General features: G+C 65.4%; 15 protein-coding genes. 6 read left to right on the forward strand and 9 right to left on the reverse strand.

Features of this window, described 5'->3' with window-relative positions; genetic code table 11:
* Nucleotides 1-9: 9 nt before the first annotated feature.
* The 5 genes from ahpF to E7V67_026080 form a co-directional block, all read right to left on the reverse strand.
* Nucleotides 10-1,602, reverse strand: a complete 1,593-nt coding sequence (ahpF, locus tag E7V67_026060) for an alkyl hydroperoxide reductase subunit F (protein ID WUR13111.1) — start codon at nucleotides 1,600-1,602, stop codon at nucleotides 10-12.
* Nucleotides 1,603-1,670: 68 nt separating this feature from the next.
* Nucleotides 1,671-2,234, reverse strand: a complete 564-nt coding sequence (gene ahpC, locus E7V67_026065) for an alkyl hydroperoxide reductase subunit C (protein ID WUR13112.1) — start codon at nucleotides 2,232-2,234, stop codon at nucleotides 1,671-1,673.
* A gap of 198 nt (nucleotides 2,235-2,432) precedes the next feature.
* The gene (locus E7V67_026070) at nucleotides 2,433-3,155 is read right to left on the reverse strand and encodes a hypothetical protein (GenBank protein WUR13113.1); all 723 of its coding nucleotides are present in this window, start codon (nucleotides 3,153-3,155) and stop codon (nucleotides 2,433-2,435) included.
* A 40-nt stretch (nucleotides 3,156-3,195) separates the two neighbouring features.
* Nucleotides 3,196-6,015 (reverse strand): EAL domain-containing protein, encoded by a 2,820-nt coding sequence (locus tag E7V67_026075; protein ID WUR13114.1) that lies wholly within the window; start codon nucleotides 6,013-6,015, stop codon nucleotides 3,196-3,198.
* A gap of 130 nt (nucleotides 6,016-6,145) precedes the next feature.
* Nucleotides 6,146-8,422, reverse strand: a complete 2,277-nt coding sequence (locus E7V67_026080; GenBank protein WUR13115.1) for a YgiQ family radical SAM protein — start codon at nucleotides 8,420-8,422, stop codon at nucleotides 6,146-6,148.
* Nucleotides 8,423-8,722: 300 nt separating this feature from the next.
* On the opposite strand from E7V67_026080, the gene E7V67_026085 reads away from it, so the two are divergent.
* Entirely contained in the window at nucleotides 8,723-9,235 is a 513-nt protein-coding gene (locus E7V67_026085; protein WUR13116.1) for a DUF1269 domain-containing protein, read from the forward strand.
* 83 nt (nucleotides 9,236-9,318) lie between these two features.
* Here the strand turns inward: E7V67_026085 and E7V67_026090 are convergent, their stop codons facing one another.
* Nucleotides 9,319-9,603 carry a DUF4404 family protein gene (locus tag E7V67_026090; GenBank protein ID WUR13117.1) on the reverse strand — a complete coding sequence of 95 codons (285 nt, stop codon included), beginning with the start codon at nucleotides 9,601-9,603 and terminating at the stop codon, nucleotides 9,319-9,321.
* 77 nt (nucleotides 9,604-9,680) lie between these two features.
* Complete coding sequence (locus E7V67_026095; GenBank protein ID WUR13118.1) at nucleotides 9,681-10,355, reverse strand: CCXG family PEP-CTERM protein; 675 nt, start codon at nucleotides 10,353-10,355, stop codon at nucleotides 9,681-9,683.
* 290 nt (nucleotides 10,356-10,645) lie between these two features.
* On the opposite strand from E7V67_026095, the gene E7V67_026100 reads away from it, so the two are divergent.
* Nucleotides 10,646-10,786, forward strand: coding sequence for a hypothetical protein (locus E7V67_026100; GenBank protein ID WUR13119.1), 141 nt, complete (start codon nucleotides 10,646-10,648; stop codon nucleotides 10,784-10,786).
* On the opposite strand, the gene E7V67_026105 is transcribed toward E7V67_026100, so the two are convergent.
* Nucleotides 10,761-11,216 carry a helix-turn-helix domain-containing protein gene (locus E7V67_026105; protein ID WUR13120.1) on the reverse strand — a complete coding sequence of 152 codons (456 nt, stop codon included), beginning with the start codon at nucleotides 11,214-11,216 and terminating at the stop codon, nucleotides 10,761-10,763. The two genes, E7V67_026100 and E7V67_026105, sit on opposite strands and share 26 nt — an antisense overlap.
* A 64-nt stretch (nucleotides 11,217-11,280) precedes the next feature.
* Here E7V67_026105 and E7V67_026110 point away from each other — a divergent pair, with 64 nt between their 5' ends.
* The 4 genes from E7V67_026110 to E7V67_026125 all read left to right on the forward strand — a co-directional run bounded on the left by E7V67_026110 (nucleotide 11,281) and on the right by E7V67_026125 (nucleotide 15,361).
* The gene (locus E7V67_026110) at nucleotides 11,281-12,117 is read left to right on the forward strand and encodes a class I SAM-dependent methyltransferase (GenBank protein ID WUR13121.1); all 837 of its coding nucleotides are present in this window, start codon (nucleotides 11,281-11,283) and stop codon (nucleotides 12,115-12,117) included.
* A 50-nt stretch (nucleotides 12,118-12,167) separates the two neighbouring features.
* Nucleotides 12,168-13,856: an alkaline phosphatase D family protein gene (locus E7V67_026115; protein ID WUR13122.1), complete on the forward strand. Its 1,689-nt coding sequence runs from the start codon at nucleotides 12,168-12,170 to the stop codon at nucleotides 13,854-13,856.
* Between the two features lie 124 nt (nucleotides 13,857-13,980).
* The gene (locus E7V67_026120; protein ID WUR13123.1) at nucleotides 13,981-14,448 is read left to right on the forward strand and encodes a hypothetical protein; all 468 of its coding nucleotides are present in this window, start codon (nucleotides 13,981-13,983) and stop codon (nucleotides 14,446-14,448) included.
* Nucleotide 14,449: 1 nt separating this feature from the next.
* Nucleotides 14,450-15,361, forward strand: coding sequence for a restriction endonuclease (locus E7V67_026125; GenBank protein WUR13124.1), 912 nt, complete (start codon nucleotides 14,450-14,452; stop codon nucleotides 15,359-15,361).
* Between the two features lie 49 nt (nucleotides 15,362-15,410).
* On the opposite strand, the gene E7V67_026130 is transcribed toward E7V67_026125, so the two are convergent.
* Complete coding sequence (locus E7V67_026130) at nucleotides 15,411-17,540, reverse strand: M3 family metallopeptidase (protein ID WUR13125.1); 2,130 nt, start codon at nucleotides 17,538-17,540, stop codon at nucleotides 15,411-15,413.

Below are 17,540 nucleotides of genomic sequence, written 5' to 3' on the forward strand. Positions count from 1 at the left end.
CCGTCTTGCTTACGCCGCGGTGGCGAGCTTCTCCTGCTCGGCTTCCACTTCGTCGTCGCCCGAGCGGATCAGGTGGTCGAAGGCGGACAGTGCCGCCGTCGCGCCGGCGCCCACGGCGATGACGATCTGCTTGTACGGCACCGTCGTCACGTCGCCGGCGGCGAACACGCCCGGTACCGACGTCTGGCCCTTGGCATCGATCTCGATCTCGCCGTGCTTGGACAGCGCCACGGTGCCCTTCAGCCATTCCGTGTTCGGCACCAGGCCGATCTGCACGAACACGCCTTCCAGTTCCACGCGGTGCAGCTCGTTCGTATTGCGGTCCTTGTACGACAGGCCGTTGACCTTCTTGCCGTCGCCATGGATTTCCGTGGTCTGCGCCGACAGGATCACGGTGACGTTCGGCAGCGAGCGCAGCTTGCGCTGCAACACCGCGTCCGCCCGCAGTTCCGCGCCGAACTCGATCAGGGTGACGTGCTGGACGATACCGGCCAGGTCGATCGCCGCTTCCACACCGGAGTTGCCGCCGCCGATCACGGCCACGCGCTTGCCCTTGAACAGCGGGCCGTCGCAGTGCGGGCAGTACGCCACGCCGTGGTTGCGGTATTCCTTCTCGCCCGGCACGTTGATCTCGCGCCAGCGCGCACCGGTCGACAGGATCACGGTCTTGGCCTTCAGCACGGCGCCGGTGGCGGTGTGCACTTCGGCGATGCGGCCCGGCACCAGCTTGACGGCGCGCTGGGTGTTCATCACGTCCACTTCGTATTCCTTGACGTGCTGCTCCAGGGCGACGGCGAATTTCGGGCCATCCGTTTCCTTGACGGAGACGAAGTTCTCGATCGCCAGCGTGTCCAGCACCTGGCCGCCGAAACGCTCGGCCAGCACGCCGGTGTTGATGCCCTTGCGGGCGGCGTAGATCGCCGACGCCGCACCGGCAGGACCACCGCCGACGATCAGCACGTCGAACACGTCCTTCTTGTTCAGTTCGGCGGCCTGGCGGGCACCGGCATTGGTGTCCAGCTTGGCCAGGATTTCTTCCACGTTGGTACGGCCCTGGCCGAAATGCTCACCGTTCAGGAACATCATCGGCACGGCCATGATCTGGCGGTCCTCGACTTCCTTCTGGAACACGCCGCCGTCGATCGTCGTCACCTTGATGCGTGGGTTGATGACCGACATCGCGTTCAGTGCCTGCACCACTTCCGGGCAGTTATGGCACGACAGCGAGATGAAGGTCTCGAATTCGTAGTCGCCGTCCAGGTTGCGGATCTGTTCGATCGTCGCTTCGTCCAGCTTGATCGTGTGGCCGCCCACTTGCAGCAGGGCCAGCACCAGGGAGGTGAATTCATGGCCCATCGGGATGCCGGCAAAGCGCACGCCAATGTCGCTGCCGGCACGGTTGATCGAGAACGACGGCTTGCGCACGTTGGCGGCGTTGTCCTCGATAACGGTAATCTTGTCGCTCAAGCCGGCGATATCGGCGAGCAGTTCCTGCATTTCCCGCGCTTTGGCGGAGTCATCCAGCGATGCGACGATCTCAATCGGCTGCACCACTTTTTCCAGATAGGCTTTCAGTTGGGTTTTGAGATTTGCATCCAGCATGACATTTTCCTTTCTTGTTCGCTGCCGGGCACACGCCCAGCAGCGGTACTACACAACCAGATTACTGCTTAGATCTTGCCGACCAGGTCCAGCGATGGGGTCAGGGTAGCGGCGCCTTCCGACCACTTGGCTGGGCACACTTCGCCTGGGTGGGAAGCGACGTACTGGGCAGCCTTCAGCTTGCGCAGCAGTTCCGAAGCGTCGCGGCCGATGCCGTTGTCGTGCACTTCCATCACTTTGATGAAGCCTTCCGGATTGATGACGAAGGTGCCGCGCAGTGCCAGGCCTTCTTCTTCGATCATGACCTGGAAGTTACGGGACAGCAGGCCGGTCGGGTCGCCGATCAGCGGGTAGTTCACTTTCTTGATGGCGTCCGACGTGTCGTGCCATGCCTTGTGGGCGAAATGGGTGTCGGTCGAGATGCCGTACACTTCCACGCCCAGCTTCTGGAATTCTGCGTAGTTGTCAGCCAGGTCTTCCAGTTCGGTCGGGCACACGAACGTGAAGTCGGCCGGGTAGAACACGAACACCGACCACTTGCCCTTCAGGGACTCTTCGCTCAGGTCGATGAACTTGCCATTGTGGTAAGCGGTAGCCTTGAACGGTTTTACTTGGGTGTTGATCAGAGACATTTGTGTTTTCCTCGTGAGGTTTGTGAATCAATGAGACGTCAGTTTAGCTAGATCTCGGCTATTTGAAAAATTGATTGTTCCGATCATGTCAATTGAGTTTGACTATCGGGACAGATAGCGAGACGGCTATTATCGCCGTTTCAACGTTGGCTGGCAGGGAGGGTGTCGTGGGGAGCGGGCAAGTACGGCAGAGGGCGCTCAGCGCCGTCGTTGCCCCTGGCGCGCGCGCTTGCGCGGCATTTCCTCGGGATAGGCCGCCAACCGCACGCCATCGTGGCGTTCCAACCGCCGCAGCGCCGCGGCCTGGGCCAGCGTCGCGCCGATCAGCGCGGTCGACCAGCCGAGCCCGGCCGCAATCAAGCCGCCCCACACGATGACAGCCGCCGCCGCCGCACCGAAGACGTAACCGGGCGCCACGAGCATGAACACGATCGCCGCCGCGATCACGGCCGCCCGCGTTCGGTCCACGGAGGGCGCCCCGGCACCGGTACGCCGGGCAAGCTGCCGGATGAGCGCGTCCCAGTCCAGCAGACCGCGCTCCCGGTCGTAGTGCCGCGCCAGCGCTGCCCTGCCGGACGCCAGCCAGCTGGCCTGAAAGCGGCACGCTCCGACGGCGGCGCCAGCGCCGCCGGCCGCGGCCAGCGACAGCAGGACAAACCATTGGACGGGCTGGTCTACCTCGTCCATCCACCACAGCGGCAGGATGGCGCACACGAAGAACCACACCAGCGATAGCGCGATACCTGCCCGCAGCAGGAGTGCATGGGCCAGCCGGCCGGGTCGCAGCAGGCACAGCGCGGCCTGGCACACCGTCAGCACGGCCCCGCCCCATAGAGCCGACCGCCCGATTGCGACTTGCGCGGCAGGCGTGACCAGATCATCGGCCAGCGCCCAGGCAACGCCGGCGCCGAACAGGTTCATCAGCGTGACGCAACCCAGCAGATGCCACGGCCGCACGGCGTCAACCCGCAGCCGTGTTCGTTACCTGCGCCTGCAGCAGCGCATCGAACTCCTCGACCGGCATCGGCCGGGCGAACAGGTAGCCCTGGCCGAAGTCGCAGCCGGCGGCGGCCAGCAGGTCGCGCTGGTCGGCCGTTTCAACGCCCTCGGCAATCACGTCCAGGCCCAGCTTGTGCGCCATCACGATGATCGCCTCGGACAGGGCCATGTCGCTGGAATCGGGCGCCAGGTTGCGGGTGAAGCTGCGGTCGATCTTCAGGTAGTCGATGTCGAACTTGTTCAGGTAGGACAGCGACGAATAGCCGGTGCCGAAATCGTCCAGCGCCACCTGGATGCCGGCATCGCGCAGCTGCAGCAGCTTGTCCGTCACCATCGTACTGGCGTCGAGCAGCAGGCCTTCCGTGATTTCCACGACGATCGCCTGGCCCGGCACGTCCAGCTGGCGCAGCGCACGCAGCCAGACATCGTAGGTGCCGCCCTCGCGCTGGAATTCGACCGGCGACTGGTTCAGGCTGACCTGAAATTCCGGATGCACATGCTGGCGCCAGCGCCGCACCCAGCGCAGCGACTCGTTGAACACCCACTGGCCGATATCGACGATCAGTCCGCTCGATTCGGCCAGCGGAATGAATTCCAGCGGGCTGACCAGCCCGCGCTGCGGATGTTCCCAGCGCAGCAGCGCCTCGGCCTTGTGGATGATGCCCGTGCGCAGTTCGACGATCGGCTGGAAATACAGCTTCAATTGCTCGCCCTTGATGGCGCTGCGCAGGTCGTTCGTCAGGCGCATGCGGTTCAGCGCCGCCACCTGCAACGCCGGCGTGAAGTAGCTGAAGCGGTTGCGGCCGGCGCCCTTGGCGGCGTACATGGCCTGGTCCGCATGCTTCAGCAGGTCTTCCACGCTGCTGGCATCGTCCGGGTACAGCGTGATGCCGATACTGGCCGAGACGAACGCCTGTTCCTCGCCCAAGGTGAACGGCGCCAGCAGGCTGTCGATGATGTTCTGCGCGATCGCGTCCACTCGCTCCGCATCCTGCAACGCCGGCAGGATGACGGTGAACTCGTCGCCGCCCAGGCGCGCCACCGTGTCCGATTCGCGCACGCAGGCGGTGATGCGCCGCGCCGCATCCACCAGCAGCACGTCGCCCTGGTGGTGGCCCAGCGTGTCGTTGACTTCCTTGAAATGGTCGAGGTCGATGAACAGGATCGCGATGCGCGAGCCGTCGCGCCGGCTCTTGACGATATCGTGATGCAGGCGGTCGAGGAACATGCGCCGGTTCGGCAGCTGCGTCAGCGGGTCGAAGTTGGCCTGCTGCCAGATCAGCGCTTCCGTTTCCTTCTGGTCCGTGACGTCCTCGATCATGCACAGCTTCAGGCGCGGGCCCGGCTTGTCGGCATCGACCGGTACGACGGAGGCCTCGACCCAGACCGTCGAGCCGTCGGCCCGGATCATCCGGAAGGTGCTGCGAAAGCCCGTGATCTCGCGCTCCTGCAGGCGCCGCATCTGCATCGCGCAGTCCGGCAGGTCTTCCGGATGGATCAGGTCAGTCCACGCGCATGCGGCCATCTGCTCCGGCGTGCGGCCGGCGATCTCCAGGTAACGGGGATTCAGGTCGGAAAACGCGCCGGTCACGGTATCGATCAGGGCAATGCCCACCGGCGCCGCCTCGAACATCGTGCGGAAGCGCTCTTCGCCCTTGCGGATGGCTTCTTCGGCGCGGCTGCGTTCGCGCGCCAGCAGCGCCACGTGCACGGCCGCACCCAGCAACAGCAGCGCGGCCGCGACGCCCAGGATGCGGTACAGCCAGGCCAGGTTGGGACCGCTATCGGTGTTGTACAGGAAGCCACTGAACGACGCGCCGCGCGGCAGCTGGCCCAGTTCCGTGTACACGTCGGCGATATGCTGCCAGCGGTCCGGATTCATGTAGCCCACCTCGACCAGCACGGGTTGCACCAGCGGCACCATCTGGCGCGCCTCGTACAGCAGGTGCTGGCGGTCGTGCTTGCGCGAGTATTTCGCCAGGATGAGGTCGACAATCTCTTCCTGGTGGCTCATCGCGTATTGCCAGCCGCGCATGCTGGCGGCGCGGAACGCTTTCACGCGCGCCGGGTTGGCGCTGATCTCGTGCTCGTTGGTGAACAGGTTGTCGCCGTAGAAGTCGATACCGGCCGAGCGGGGCGAATAGATGTCGTAGGGGAAGCCGGCGCGGTCCAGGTAATCGGGCTCGTTGGTCGTGTAGATCGACATCGCGTCGACACGGCCCTTGATCAGGTCGTCCGGATTGTAGCTGTGCTCGACGCGATCGAGCCGTTCCGGCGCCACGCCTTCCTTGCGCAGGAAGGCGACCAGTTCATCGGCCTGGTTCAGCGTGTCGGCCTGCGGGCCCAGCATGATCTTGCCGCCGATGATGCGGCGCAGGTCGGGCACGCTGCCCTGCTGGCGCATGGCCAGCGCATAGGGGGAGTGCTGGAACACGACGGCCAGCACGACGACGGGCTTGCCGGACAGGCGCGACAGCAGCAACGTGCTGCTGCCCGTGCCGAACTGGGCGCGGCCGGACAGCACCGCCCGTTCCGGCGCGTCGCCGTCGGCGCCTTCCAGGATCGTCACGTCCAGCCCGGCATCCCGGTAGTAGCCTTTTTCCAGCGCCGCGTAATAGCCGGCGAACTGGAACTGGTGGGTGTGCTTCAGTTGCAGGACGACCTGGTCGCGCTGCTGCGCGCCAACCCCCGCGCTCCACAGCACGCAGGCGCCCATGACCAGCAGCTGCCGGCTGCGCCGGCGCCAGCCACCGTCAAGGAACGCGACCAGGGTGGCAGCCACGGCTAGGAATGAGCAGGGTTGACGGATCGGGGCATTCCCCGATTGTACTGCCTTCCACGGCTGGGCTGCGCCGGGTGTGGCTTCCCAGCATCAGGCGTGCCGGGATTGCAGCATTTGCCAGGTGGCGGCCTTACTTCCGGCCCGCCTTGGCCGGCTTCGCGCTCGCCCGGGCCGGCGCGGCCTTGGGCTTGACCTTGATCGTATCGAGGATCGACGGCCGTACCTTCGTTTCGATCGACTCGCGCGCGGTCAGCGAACCCGTCAGCGCATTCGGCCGGCCGCCGCGCGGCGCGGCCGCGGCGCGCTGGGCCGGCATGGCGCGGCCGGTGCCGGCACCGGCAGGGGCGCGCGGTCGGGCCCCCGGCGCCAGCGTCGGCATCGCGCGTTTGCCTTCCGGGGCTGCCTTCATGTGCTCCTCGCCCGGCGTCCAGGCCGGGATCAGGTGCTTCTCGCCATTGCCGATCAGGTCGCCACGGCCCATGCGCTGCAGCGTCTCGCGCAGGATCGGCCAGTTTTCCGGATCGTAGTAGCGCAGGAAGGCCTTGTGCGCCTTGCGGATCTTGCCGCTGCGCGGCGTCTCGACCGTTTCGGACGTGTCCGTGACCTTGTGCAGGGGATTCTTGCGCGAGTGGTACATCGTCGTGGCCATCGCCATCGGCGTCGGCATGAAGGTCTGCACCTGGTCGAGGCGGAAGTTGTTTTTCTTCAGCCACAGCGCCAGGTTCAGCATGTCCTCGTCCGTCGTGCCCGGGTGGGCCGCGATGAAGTAGGGAATCAGGTACTGCTTCTTGCCGGCCTCGACCGAGAACTTCTCGAACATCGCCTTGAACTCGTCATAGGCGCCGATGCCCGGCTTCATCATCTTGTTCAGCACGTTCGGTTCCGTGTGCTCCGGCGCGATCTTCAAGAGACCGCCGACGTGGTGCGTGACCAGTTCCTTGACGTACTCGGGCGAACGCACGGCCAGGTCGTAGCGCAGGCCGGAGCTGATCAGGATCTTCTTCACGCCCGGGATCGCACGGGCCTTGCGGTACAGCGAGATCAGCTTGCTGTGGTCGGTGCCCAGGTTGACGCAGATGGACGGGTAGACGCACGACAGGCGGCGGCACGATTCCTCGATCTTCTTGTCCTTGCAGGCCAGCCGGTACATGTTGGCCGTGGGGCCGCCCAGGTCGGAAATGGTGCCGGTAAAGCCTTTGGTCTTGTCGCGGATGTGTTCGATCTCGCGCAGGATCGACGGTTCCGAACGGCTCTGGATGATGCGGCCCTCGTGTTCCGTGATCGAGCAGAACGTGCAGCCGCCGAAGCAGCCGCGCATGATGTTGACGGAGAAGCGGATCATTTCCCAAGCGGGAATGCGGGCATTGCCATAGCTCGGGTGCGGGGCGCGCGCGTAGTTCATGTCGTACACGCCGTCCATCTCGTCCATCGCCAGCGGCAGCGGCGGCGGATTGATCCACACGTCGCGTTCGCCGTGCTGCTGCACCAGCGCACGGGCATTGCCCGGATTCGATTCCAAGTGGAACACGCGCGACGCGTGCGCGTACATCACGGGGTCGGTGCTGACCACTTCGAACGACGGCAGGCGCACCACGGTCTTGCTGTGCTTTTCGCGCGCCATCGCCTGGCGCTCCTCGCGCGTCATGATGCGGATCGGCTTGACCACTTCAGGCGCGGTGGCAGCGTTCTCGGTCGCGCAGGCGGCCTTGTCTTCCTGCGCCATCGCGTACGGATCGGGATGGGCATCGATCTTGCCGGGCACGTCCACCCGGGTCGAGTTGTGCATGCCCCATTCCGGCGACGGCATCCAGCCGTGCGGCACCAGGAAGGCGGTGCCGCGCAGGTCGCGGATCGTCTTGATGTCTTCGCCGGCGGCGATGCGGTGGGTCAGGTCGACCAGCGCCCGTTCGGCGTTGCCGAAGATCAGCAGGTCGGCCTTGGAATCGGTCAGCACGGACTTGCGCACCTTGTCCGACCAGTAATCGTAGTGGGCGATGCGGCGCAGCGACGCCTCGATGCTGCCGATGACGATCGGCGTGCCGGGGAAGGCTTCGCGGGCACGCTGCGCGTACACCGTCACCGCCCGGTCGGGGCGCTTGTTCGGCTCGCCGTTCGGCGTGTACGCGTCGTCGGAGCGGATCTTGCGGTCGGACGTGTAGCGGTTGACCATCGAGTCCATATTGCCGGCCGTGACGCCGAAATACAGGCGCGGCTTGCCCAGCGCGCGGAACGGCTCGGCCGACTGCCAGTCCGGCTGGCTGATGATCCCCACCCGGAACCCCTGCGCCTCCAGCAGCCGGCCGACCAGGGCCATGCCGAAGCTCGGGTGATCGATGTAGGCGTCGCCCGTGATCAGGATGACGTCGCACTCGTCCCAGCCCAGCTGGTCCATCTCGGCACGGGTCATGGGCAGGAAAGGCGCGGCGGCAGCGCGGGCAGACCGCTTGGGGACGGTCGCGAAGAGGTTTTACTGGGGAGTTCATCGACAGGATTGTACCAAAATCGGGCCGGTTCCGCGCGGCCCTGCCCGGATTTTCCCAGGAAAATCTTTTAATTTTCAATAACTTGTGTCGAGGCTGGCAACTATCGACGGCTTGGGGAATTTCCCGCTGCCCAGATTGCATTGTGCGCCGCAAGGGCTATAACGATAGGTGCATGCCAGGCTGCCATGCCTGCACCACCGGACATCACCACCAGGGAGGCCATTATGCGACGTCGTCTTTACTATCTGCTGCCCGATATTCCTGCCGCCCGCGCCATGCTCGACGAGCTGCTGCTGGCCCGTATCGAGGAACGGCGCATCCACTTCATGGCGCGCGAGGGCGCGCTGCCGGACGACCTGCCGGGCTGCGGCTTCGCGCTGAAGACGGATTTCGTGCACGGTGCCCAGCTCGGCATCGTGATGGGCGCGATCGTCGGCTTCCTGGTCGGCTTCGCGCTGGCGCTGACGGAGCCTTACGGGCTGGAAGTGCCGACCGGGACCATGCTGCTGATGGCCCTGGGCGGCGCCCTCTTCGGCGCCTGGGCCTCCGGCATGAACGGCTGTGCGATTCCCAACAAGAAGCTGGAGCAATACACCGACCGGGTACAGCAGGGCCAGGTGCTGATGATGGTCGACGTGCCGGTGCGGCGCGTGCGCGAGATCGAGGACATGATCGCCCAGCGTCACCCGAACTTCAGCTTTGCCGGCGAGGAGCCGCCTTTGCTGGCGTTTCCTTGAGGCCTGTTTCAGGAAACCCAAGGGGACAGGCACCTGTTTCGGGGCCTCCCGGCCCTGAAACAGGTGCCTGTCCCCGGCGTCCATCAGATGCCCATATTCCCCAGGATACGGGTCAATTCGCGCAGGGTTGGCTCCAGCGCGGGATGCTTGGCGGCGAATTTGGCCGAGATTTCCTGCGTGCGCTCGGCCAGACCGTACGTCGTCGTGCCGTTCTCGTCCACGCTGCCGTCCGCCGCCCGCTGTTCCAGCAGCTGGTGAATGTCGCCATCGAGCTGGCGCAACAGATCCTGCAGCTCCTCATCGACCGGGCCGGCGTGCGACAGCGCGCCATGCAGGTTGCGCAGCGATTCTTTCAGGTTATTGTCCATAGGTGGTCCCCCTGTAGTGTAGCCATATGGACTTATACACCGAATCGCGCCCGGCCGGCCACCCAGCTCGGGGACTCTCAGCGCCTAGCCGCCTGGCGCCGGCGCCGTTGTACTTGTGCAAGCACGCCGGCCCCGGCCGCCAGCATCGCCCAGCTGGACGGTTCAGGCACGTTCGACACGGGTTGCAGCCCGTCGTTATTGCTGAACGTAACGAAGGGGCCATCTCCTATGCTGAACTGGGTCGTGAAAAAGCCGTCGCAGCAGCTTTCCAGGCCGTACAGATGAAGCGTGTGCAGCCCCTCGGTCAGCACGGCACTGCCCCTCAAGACACCTGGGCCGCTCCAGGAGCCGTTCCACCACATATCACCCAGGCTGCTGTGAATCACGGTATCGTCCAGCATCATCATGCCGCCATCGCCAAAGTCGACACCGGCACGGAAGGACCACTGTCCTGCCAAGGCCGCCGTCACCTCGAACTCCACGGTGAAGTGATACGCCACATCGTTCTCGCTGCCGAACCGTTGATGGTTGCTGACGTTGTCGAACGCCGGCAGCTCCGCACTGCCATACCCCGGCTGCCCGCCGCCAAGCGCTGCCTCGACGGCGTTGCGGTAGCCCTGCGCGTCCTCCTGGGGGCCCGCTACCGAATAGCCAGTGGACATCGTGGTCCGGCTGGCTTCGGCGTGTCCCGCCAGGGCCAGCGTGCACACCGCAACGAGCCGCGCCAGCTTTACTTTGCGTGGAGTCATCATGAGCTTTCGATCAGGTTAATGGATATTCAACTTATCACCAGTCATGCGGCAGCTCAAGCAATGGCGCGGTAGACGGGCGTATGCGTGTCATCCGGACGACAACCCGTTATGCAGGGACGCCGACAGCGGATATCACGCAGGGCTATATCTTTCCATGTAGAAATATCAACATCGGCCGGAATCATCACCGTGGCGTATCGCTGACATCGAAACTCATAATTGGATTTATATCTGCCGGGCGCCTACGATGTAGTCATCGAAGCAGCCAACGAACAAAGAGAGGAAATGCCATGAACACGACGACCTATACCACCCCGACCCGCCCCGCCACCGCGCCGCGCTCCTGGATCAAGGTGCTCGCCGCCGACCTGCGCGACGCCCTGGAACGCCTGGGCAAGCCTTTCGTCAACGGCCAGTACCCGTTCTATTGATACGGCGCCGCCGCAGCGGCGGCACCGTTTCCCCCAGCGCGCCCTGCGCCGCCGCGTGCAGGATGCGCCGGAACCTCGGGCACTCCAGGTGACTGGGAGCGCGACACTGGGCCGCGTGGCGCAGGCCATCGCGCAGCGCACCGAGCTGCCGGATCGTGCGGTCCAGGTCATCCGCCTTGGCCAGCAACAGCTGCCGGTCGATCGCCAGTGCTCCGTCCGGCGTGAACATGCCGCCGATCTCGTCCAGCGCCAGGCCGGACGCCCGCCCCAGCGCGATCAGCGCCAGCCGCTCCAGCACGCTTTCGGCGAACTGCCGGCGCAGCCCTTGCCGCCCGACCGGCGCGATCAGTCCCTTCTCTTCGTAAAAGCGCAGCGTCGATGCCGGCACGCCCGACCGTCGCACCACCTCGGCTATATCCAATACTGTCATGCTTGACCTCAAGTCGACTTGAAGTGGCACGATACCATCTGCGCACATCCACGGGAGAATGCAGATGACCGACACCAATCCTCAAGCGGCGTTCTGGAACAGCGACGCCGGCCATGCCTGGGTCGACAACCAGGCCATGCTCGATCACATGTTCCAGCCGTTCGAAGCCCTGCTGGCGGACGCGGTGCGGCGGGGCGAACATGTCCTCGACGTGGGCTGCGGCACCGGGGCCACGACCCTTGCCGCCGCGCGCCGGGCCGGCGCCGCAAGCCACGCCACCGGCATCGACATCTCGGCGCCGATGATCGCCACCGCCCGCATCCGTGCCGCGCAAGCAGGCCTGGCGGCCAGCTTCGTCTGCGCCGACGCCCAGCACTACCCTTTCGAAGCCGCGGGGTTCGACGCGATCGTGTCGCGCTTCGGCGTGATGTTCTTTGCCGATCCGGTTGCCGCCTTCGCCAACCTGCGCCGGGCCACGCGTGCCGCCGGGCGCCTGCACCTGTACGCCTGGCGCGGCGCGGACGAGAACCCGTTCATGACGGCCGCCGAACGTGCCGCGGCGCCGCTGGTCACGCTGCCGCCAAGGCTGCCCGGCCAGCCGGGCCAGTTCGCATTTGCCGACGCGGCCTTTGTCCGGGCCACCCTGCAGGCTGCGGGCTGGCACGACATCGGCATCGACGCGGTGGACGTGCCCTGCGCCTTCCCGGCGGCAGGGCTGGACGCCTACGTAGGCCGCATGGGGCCCCTGGGCCGGGTGTTGCCGACGCTGGATGCAGCGCGCCGGCAGGCTGTCCTGGCCGGGGTGCGCCGCGCGTTCGATCCGTTCGTGCAAGGCGAAACGGTGCGTTACACGGCGGCCTGCTGGCGCATCACCGCGCGCGCCCATGTCATCAGAGGGTAACAGGCGGCGATTACCATGCGGCGTCTTTCACTCCTGTCAACGACCCCGCAATGACCCAATCGAATTCACGTCGCAAGTTCATCCGTAATTTCTCGCTCGGTACCGTGGCGGTGTCCACGCTGCCGCTGGCCGCCTGTGGCAGCGACAGCGGCCCGAACACCAACGTCCAGGTCAGCTACGCGCATGGCGTGGCCAGCGGCGACCCGCTGGCCGACCGCGTCATCCTGTGGACGCGCGTCACCAGCAGCAGCTCGGACGACGTCGAAGTGGGCTGGAGCGTCGCCGAGGACAGTGCGTTCACGAAGGTGGTCAGCTCGGGCGTCGTCACGACCGGTGCCGCCAAGGACTACACGGTGAAGGTCGATGCCACGGGCCTGGCACCGAACCGCAGTTATTACTACCGCTTCCGCGCGCACGAGGTGGATTCGCCGGTGGGCCGCACCAAGACGCTGCCGACCGGCAGCGTGACGCAGGCGCGCTTCGCGGTCTTCAGCTGCTCGAACTACCCGGCCGGCTACTTCAACGTCTACGCCGAAGCGGCCAAGCTGGACGACGTGGACGTGGCCCTGCACCTGGGCGACTACATCTACGAATACGCCGCTTCGGGCTACGCCTCGGCCGACGCGGCCGCCATGGGCCGCACCTCGCAGCCGGCCAACGAGATCATCACGCTGTCCGACTACCGCCGCCGTTACCAGCAGTATCGCAGCGACGCCGACCTGCAGGCCGTGCATGCGCGCCTGCCGTTCATCACCGTGTGGGACGACCACGAGCTGACCAACGACACCTGGCGCGAAGGCGCGGAGAACCACGACCCGGCCACCGAAGGCCTGTTCCTGGCCCGCAAGCAGATGGCGATCCAGGCCTACCACGAGTGGATGCCGACCCGCGTGGCCGATGCGTCGAAGCCGGACCGCATCTATCGCTCGTTCGACTTCGGCAACCTGCTGTCGCTGCACATGCTGGACACGCGCGTGATCGGCCGCGACAAGCAGCTGGCCTACGCCGGCTACGTCAACGCGGACAAATCGTTCAACACGGCCGGCTTCACCACCGACGTGGCCAATCCGCAGCGCCAGCTGATGGGGGCGGAGCAGGTGACGTGGCTGCAGGGCCAGATGAGCAAGTCGACGGCGACCTGGCAGATGCTGGGCCAGCAGGTGCTGATGGCGCGCATGAACCTGCCGGCGCCGATGGTGCTGGCCGGCGCCTACACGACCTACCTGGCGCTGGCGGTCAAGGCGCGCAACAACCCGGGCTCGCTGACGGCGGCCGAACAGGCGCAATTGAACGGCCCGACGGTGCCGTACAACCTGGACGCGTGGGACGGCTACCAGGCCGCGCGCGAGACGGTGCTGAACATGGCGAAGGCGATGAACAAGAACCTGGTGGTGCTGGCCGGCGACACGCACAACGCGTGGGCCAGCGACCTGACGGACCTGAACGGCAACGCGGTCGGGGTGGAATTCGGCGTGCCGTCGGTGTCGTCGCCGGGCTTCGAGAGCTACTTCCCAACGGTCGATCCGACCCTGGTGGCGGCCGGCATGGAACAGCTGATCGGGCCTTTGGTGTACGCGGAGACCGCGTCGCGCGGCTTTACCGTGGTGACGGTCACGCCGACCGAGACGCGGGCCGAGTACCGCTATGTCAGCACGATCAAGTCGAAGACCTATACGGCGACGACGGGCAAGGTGCTGCGGACATTGCCTGGGGCGGCGCATCGCAAGCTGATCGCTTGATACCGGCTGGCGAAACGCAAGCCGCCCGGCGACGGGCGGCTGCGCCTTCGCGACGTTGGCCAAGTTGATTTTTCGCCTGGCATAGCCCACACTGGCAGACTTGCAATCGGAAGGGGCTGGCATCATGAACTGGAAAATCTGGGGGCCATTGAGCTTCACGATCATTCTGTTTACCGTCGCCTCCGCGATCAAGCTGTTCACATTCAACGAATCGACGTTTTATGTAGCGCTGGCGCCTGAACTATCGCTATGGGCGACCGGGGTGTTCTTCTCGTTTGCGGTCTCCGAGCAGGTCCTGTTCGGCGTCCGGACCGAGTGCGATACCCGACAGCGGCCCGGCTCCCAGACCATCGAAGTGACGTTCCGAGTCGCTATGCCGGGTCAGCCTCTGTTCAGCCCACGGTTCATGTATCTGTTTATTTTTTGCATGGCGCTGTGGATCCTGAATATCCTGTTGTCAGGAAAGGCCGATGCGCTGATCAAGGCAGAAGGCGGCATCGGTGTCGGCGCCGGCAGCCTGGTCCTGTTGTCGACGGCGCTTGCTGCTTTCTCTGTCGGCTTAGCACTGCGCTCGATGCGCGAGGTGGGCTGACATGGTGCTGCACGATACAGCGTTCGGCGTCGCACTGTGCGCCACGCTTGGTCTTGGCGGCTGGCTTGGCTATCGCGTGCTGGGCCGGATCCTCGCCAGCGAGTACGTCACCACCGATAACGCGCCGAAGCTGCTCGAGATCGGCAATCTCTCCAGCTGGAATGCGTTCCGACTGGCCAACCGTACCTGGCGCCCCACGCTGCGCGGCATCGACTTGGCAGGGAAAACCCTACGCGACGCGGACCTGACATTTTGCGACATGACGAACGCCAGGCTCGATGGCGCCGTCCTCGACGGTGCTGACCTGAGCGATGCGATTCTCGATGGTGCATCGCTCGCCGGCGCCTCCACGATCGGCACGGTATTCGACCGGGCCAGCATCAAAGCAAGCAAGTTCAAGGGTGCGATCGTGCGTGGTGCCTCGTTTGCCGGCACGGTCGGTGAGGCCAGCGATCTTGCGCAAACCCGACCGGACCGCACGGCGGCAGAGCCTTCCACCACCGACAGCCAGCAATGGCTGGCAGAGCTTACCCCTGCCCAGTTCGTGAGATTTGTGCGCAAAGTGCTCATTCATAACGACTACACGGTCGAAGAAAGTGGCGAGGGCGATATGAGGGCAGACCTGGTCGTCCGGCGCCAGGACATCGCTGGCGCCACCGACGAAATCGTCGAGACAAAACGGCTGTCGTCGCCGGGCCGGCGCATCGATCTGCAGCTCTTGATGCAACTGGAAGCGACCCGCAACCATTACGGGGCGCAGGGAGCCTACTTTGTCACGAACGGGCAGTTCAGCGATGCGGCGCGCGCCTTTGCAGACGCGCGTCCCGGACTGAAGTTGGTGGACGGACCGCGCCTGCAGGAGCTGAGCAAGGGCCTTGGGTTGAGCAAGAAGGACTTTACCGAACCACCCTAGCGCAGTGAACGGCCGGGGTCAGACCCGGCGGGTCTGACCCCGGTACTTCTTACTTCTCGGTCAGGCCGCGCCGCTCCAGCAGCGGCTCGATACGGGCATCGCGGCCGCGGAATTCGCGGAACATCTGCATCGCATCCACGGAGCCGCCGCGCGAGAGCAGCTTGGTACGGAACCAGTCGCCGTTCTTGCGCGACAGGCCGCCGTTGTCCTTGAACCATTCCACCGTGTCCGCGTCCAGCTTTTCCGCCCACAGGTAGCCGTAGTAGCCGGACGAATAGCCGCCCGAGAACACGTGCGAGAAGTAGGTGGTGCGGTAGCGCGGCGGTACCGGCGCGAAGTCCACGCCGGCGTCCTTCAGCGACTGGGCCTCGAACGCCAGTACGTCCGTCGGGATCTGGCTGGCGCCCAGCTGGTGCCATTTCTGGTCCAGGATCGCGGCGGCCAGGTATTCCGTGGTGCGGAAGCCTTCATTGAACTTGGACGAGGCGATCACCTTGTCCAGCAACTCCTGCGGCATCGGCGCGCCGGTCTGGTAGTGCTTGGCGTAGTTGTTCAGCACCTCCGGCCAGGCCAGCCACATCTCGTTGACCTGCGACGGGAACTCGACGAAGTCGCGCGGCACGCGGGTGCCGGAGAAGCGCGGGTATTTCACGCTTGAAAACATGCCGTGCAGGGCATGGCCGAATTCGTGGAACGCGGTGCGCACCTCGTCATACGTCAGCAGCGTCGGCTCGCCCGCCGGCGGCTTCGGAATATTCAGGTGATTCGCCACGACCGGGTGCGTGCCCAGCAGCTTGTTCTGGTTGACGTAGCCGTTCATCCACGCGCCGCCACGCTTGTTGCCGCGGGCGTAGAAGTCGCCCAGGAAGATGGCCAGCTGCTTGCCGTCCGCGTCGAACACGTCCCATACCCGCACGTCCGGGTGGTACACCGGCAGGTCCTTGCGCTCCTTGAACGTCAGGCCGTACACCTTGTTGGCGGCGAAGAACACGCCGTTTTCCAGCACGCTGTTCAGTTCGAAGTAGGGGCGCAGCTGGTTCTGGTCGAACGCGTAACGCTCCTTGCGCACCTTGTCGGCATAGAAGGCCCAGTCGTGCGCGGCCAGCTGGAAGCCGCCCTTGTCGGCGTCGATGACCTTCTGGATGTCGGCGGCCTCGCGGCGCGCGTTGTTGACGGCCGGCTTGGCGAATTCGCCCAGCAGCTTGTTGACCGCCTCCGTGTCGTGCGCGGTCTGGTCTTCCAGCATATAGGCCGCATGGCTGCTGTAGCCCAGCAGCGCGGCACGTTCCGCGCGCAGCTTGGCCAGTTGCAGCACCAGCTCGCGGTTGTCGAATTCGCCGCCGCGGCTGCCGCGCGCCATCGACGCGGCCAGCAGGCGCTCGCGCGTGGCGCGATTCGTCAGCACCGCCAACGGTGCCTGCGTCGTCGTGTTGACGACGGGGATGGCGAACTTGCCGTCCAGGCCGCGCGCCTTGGCCTCGTCGGCCGCCTTGGCGATGGCCGCGTCGGACATGCCGGCCAGTTCCTCGCGCGTATCGACGATGAGCGCCGACGCATTGGCTTCCTTCAGCACGTTCTGCGCGAACGTGGTCTGCAGTGCGGCCAGCTTGGCGTTGTAGCCTTTCAGCTTTTCCTTGTCGGCAGCCGACAGCTTGGCGCCCGCGCGCACGAAGTCGGTGTGATAACGCTCCAGCAGGTATTTGTCCTCGCTGGACAGGCCCAGCTTCTCGCGCTTGTCGTACAGTGTCTTGATGCGCTGGTACAGTTTGGCGTTCAGGCGGATTGCGTCGCCATGGGCGGACAGCTTCGGCGCCAGTTCGCGATCGAGCTGCTGCATCGCGTCGCTGGTGTTGGCGCCGGTCAGGTTGAAGAACACCGTCGATACGCGATTGAGCAGCCGGCCGGTGCGCTCCATCGCGACGATCGTGTTGTCGAACGTGGGTGCCTTCTTGCTGTTGGCGATCGCCTCGATCTCGGCGGCCTGCTCGCGCATGCCGGCGTCGAACGCGGGGCCGTAGTCCTCGACACGGATCTTGTCGAACACGGGGTACTGGAACGGCAGCGTGCTGGGTTTGGCGAACGGATTCGACTCCGGCAGGCCGGCGGCGGCCGGCGCGGCGTGGGCGAAGCCGGCGAAGGCCAGGCTGGCGGCGAGGATCAGCAGTTGTGGACGTTTCAT

The organism is [Empedobacter] haloabium, from assembly GCA_008011715.2.
Classification (GTDB): Bacteria; Pseudomonadota; Gammaproteobacteria; order Burkholderiales; family Burkholderiaceae_D; genus Rugamonas; species Rugamonas haloabia.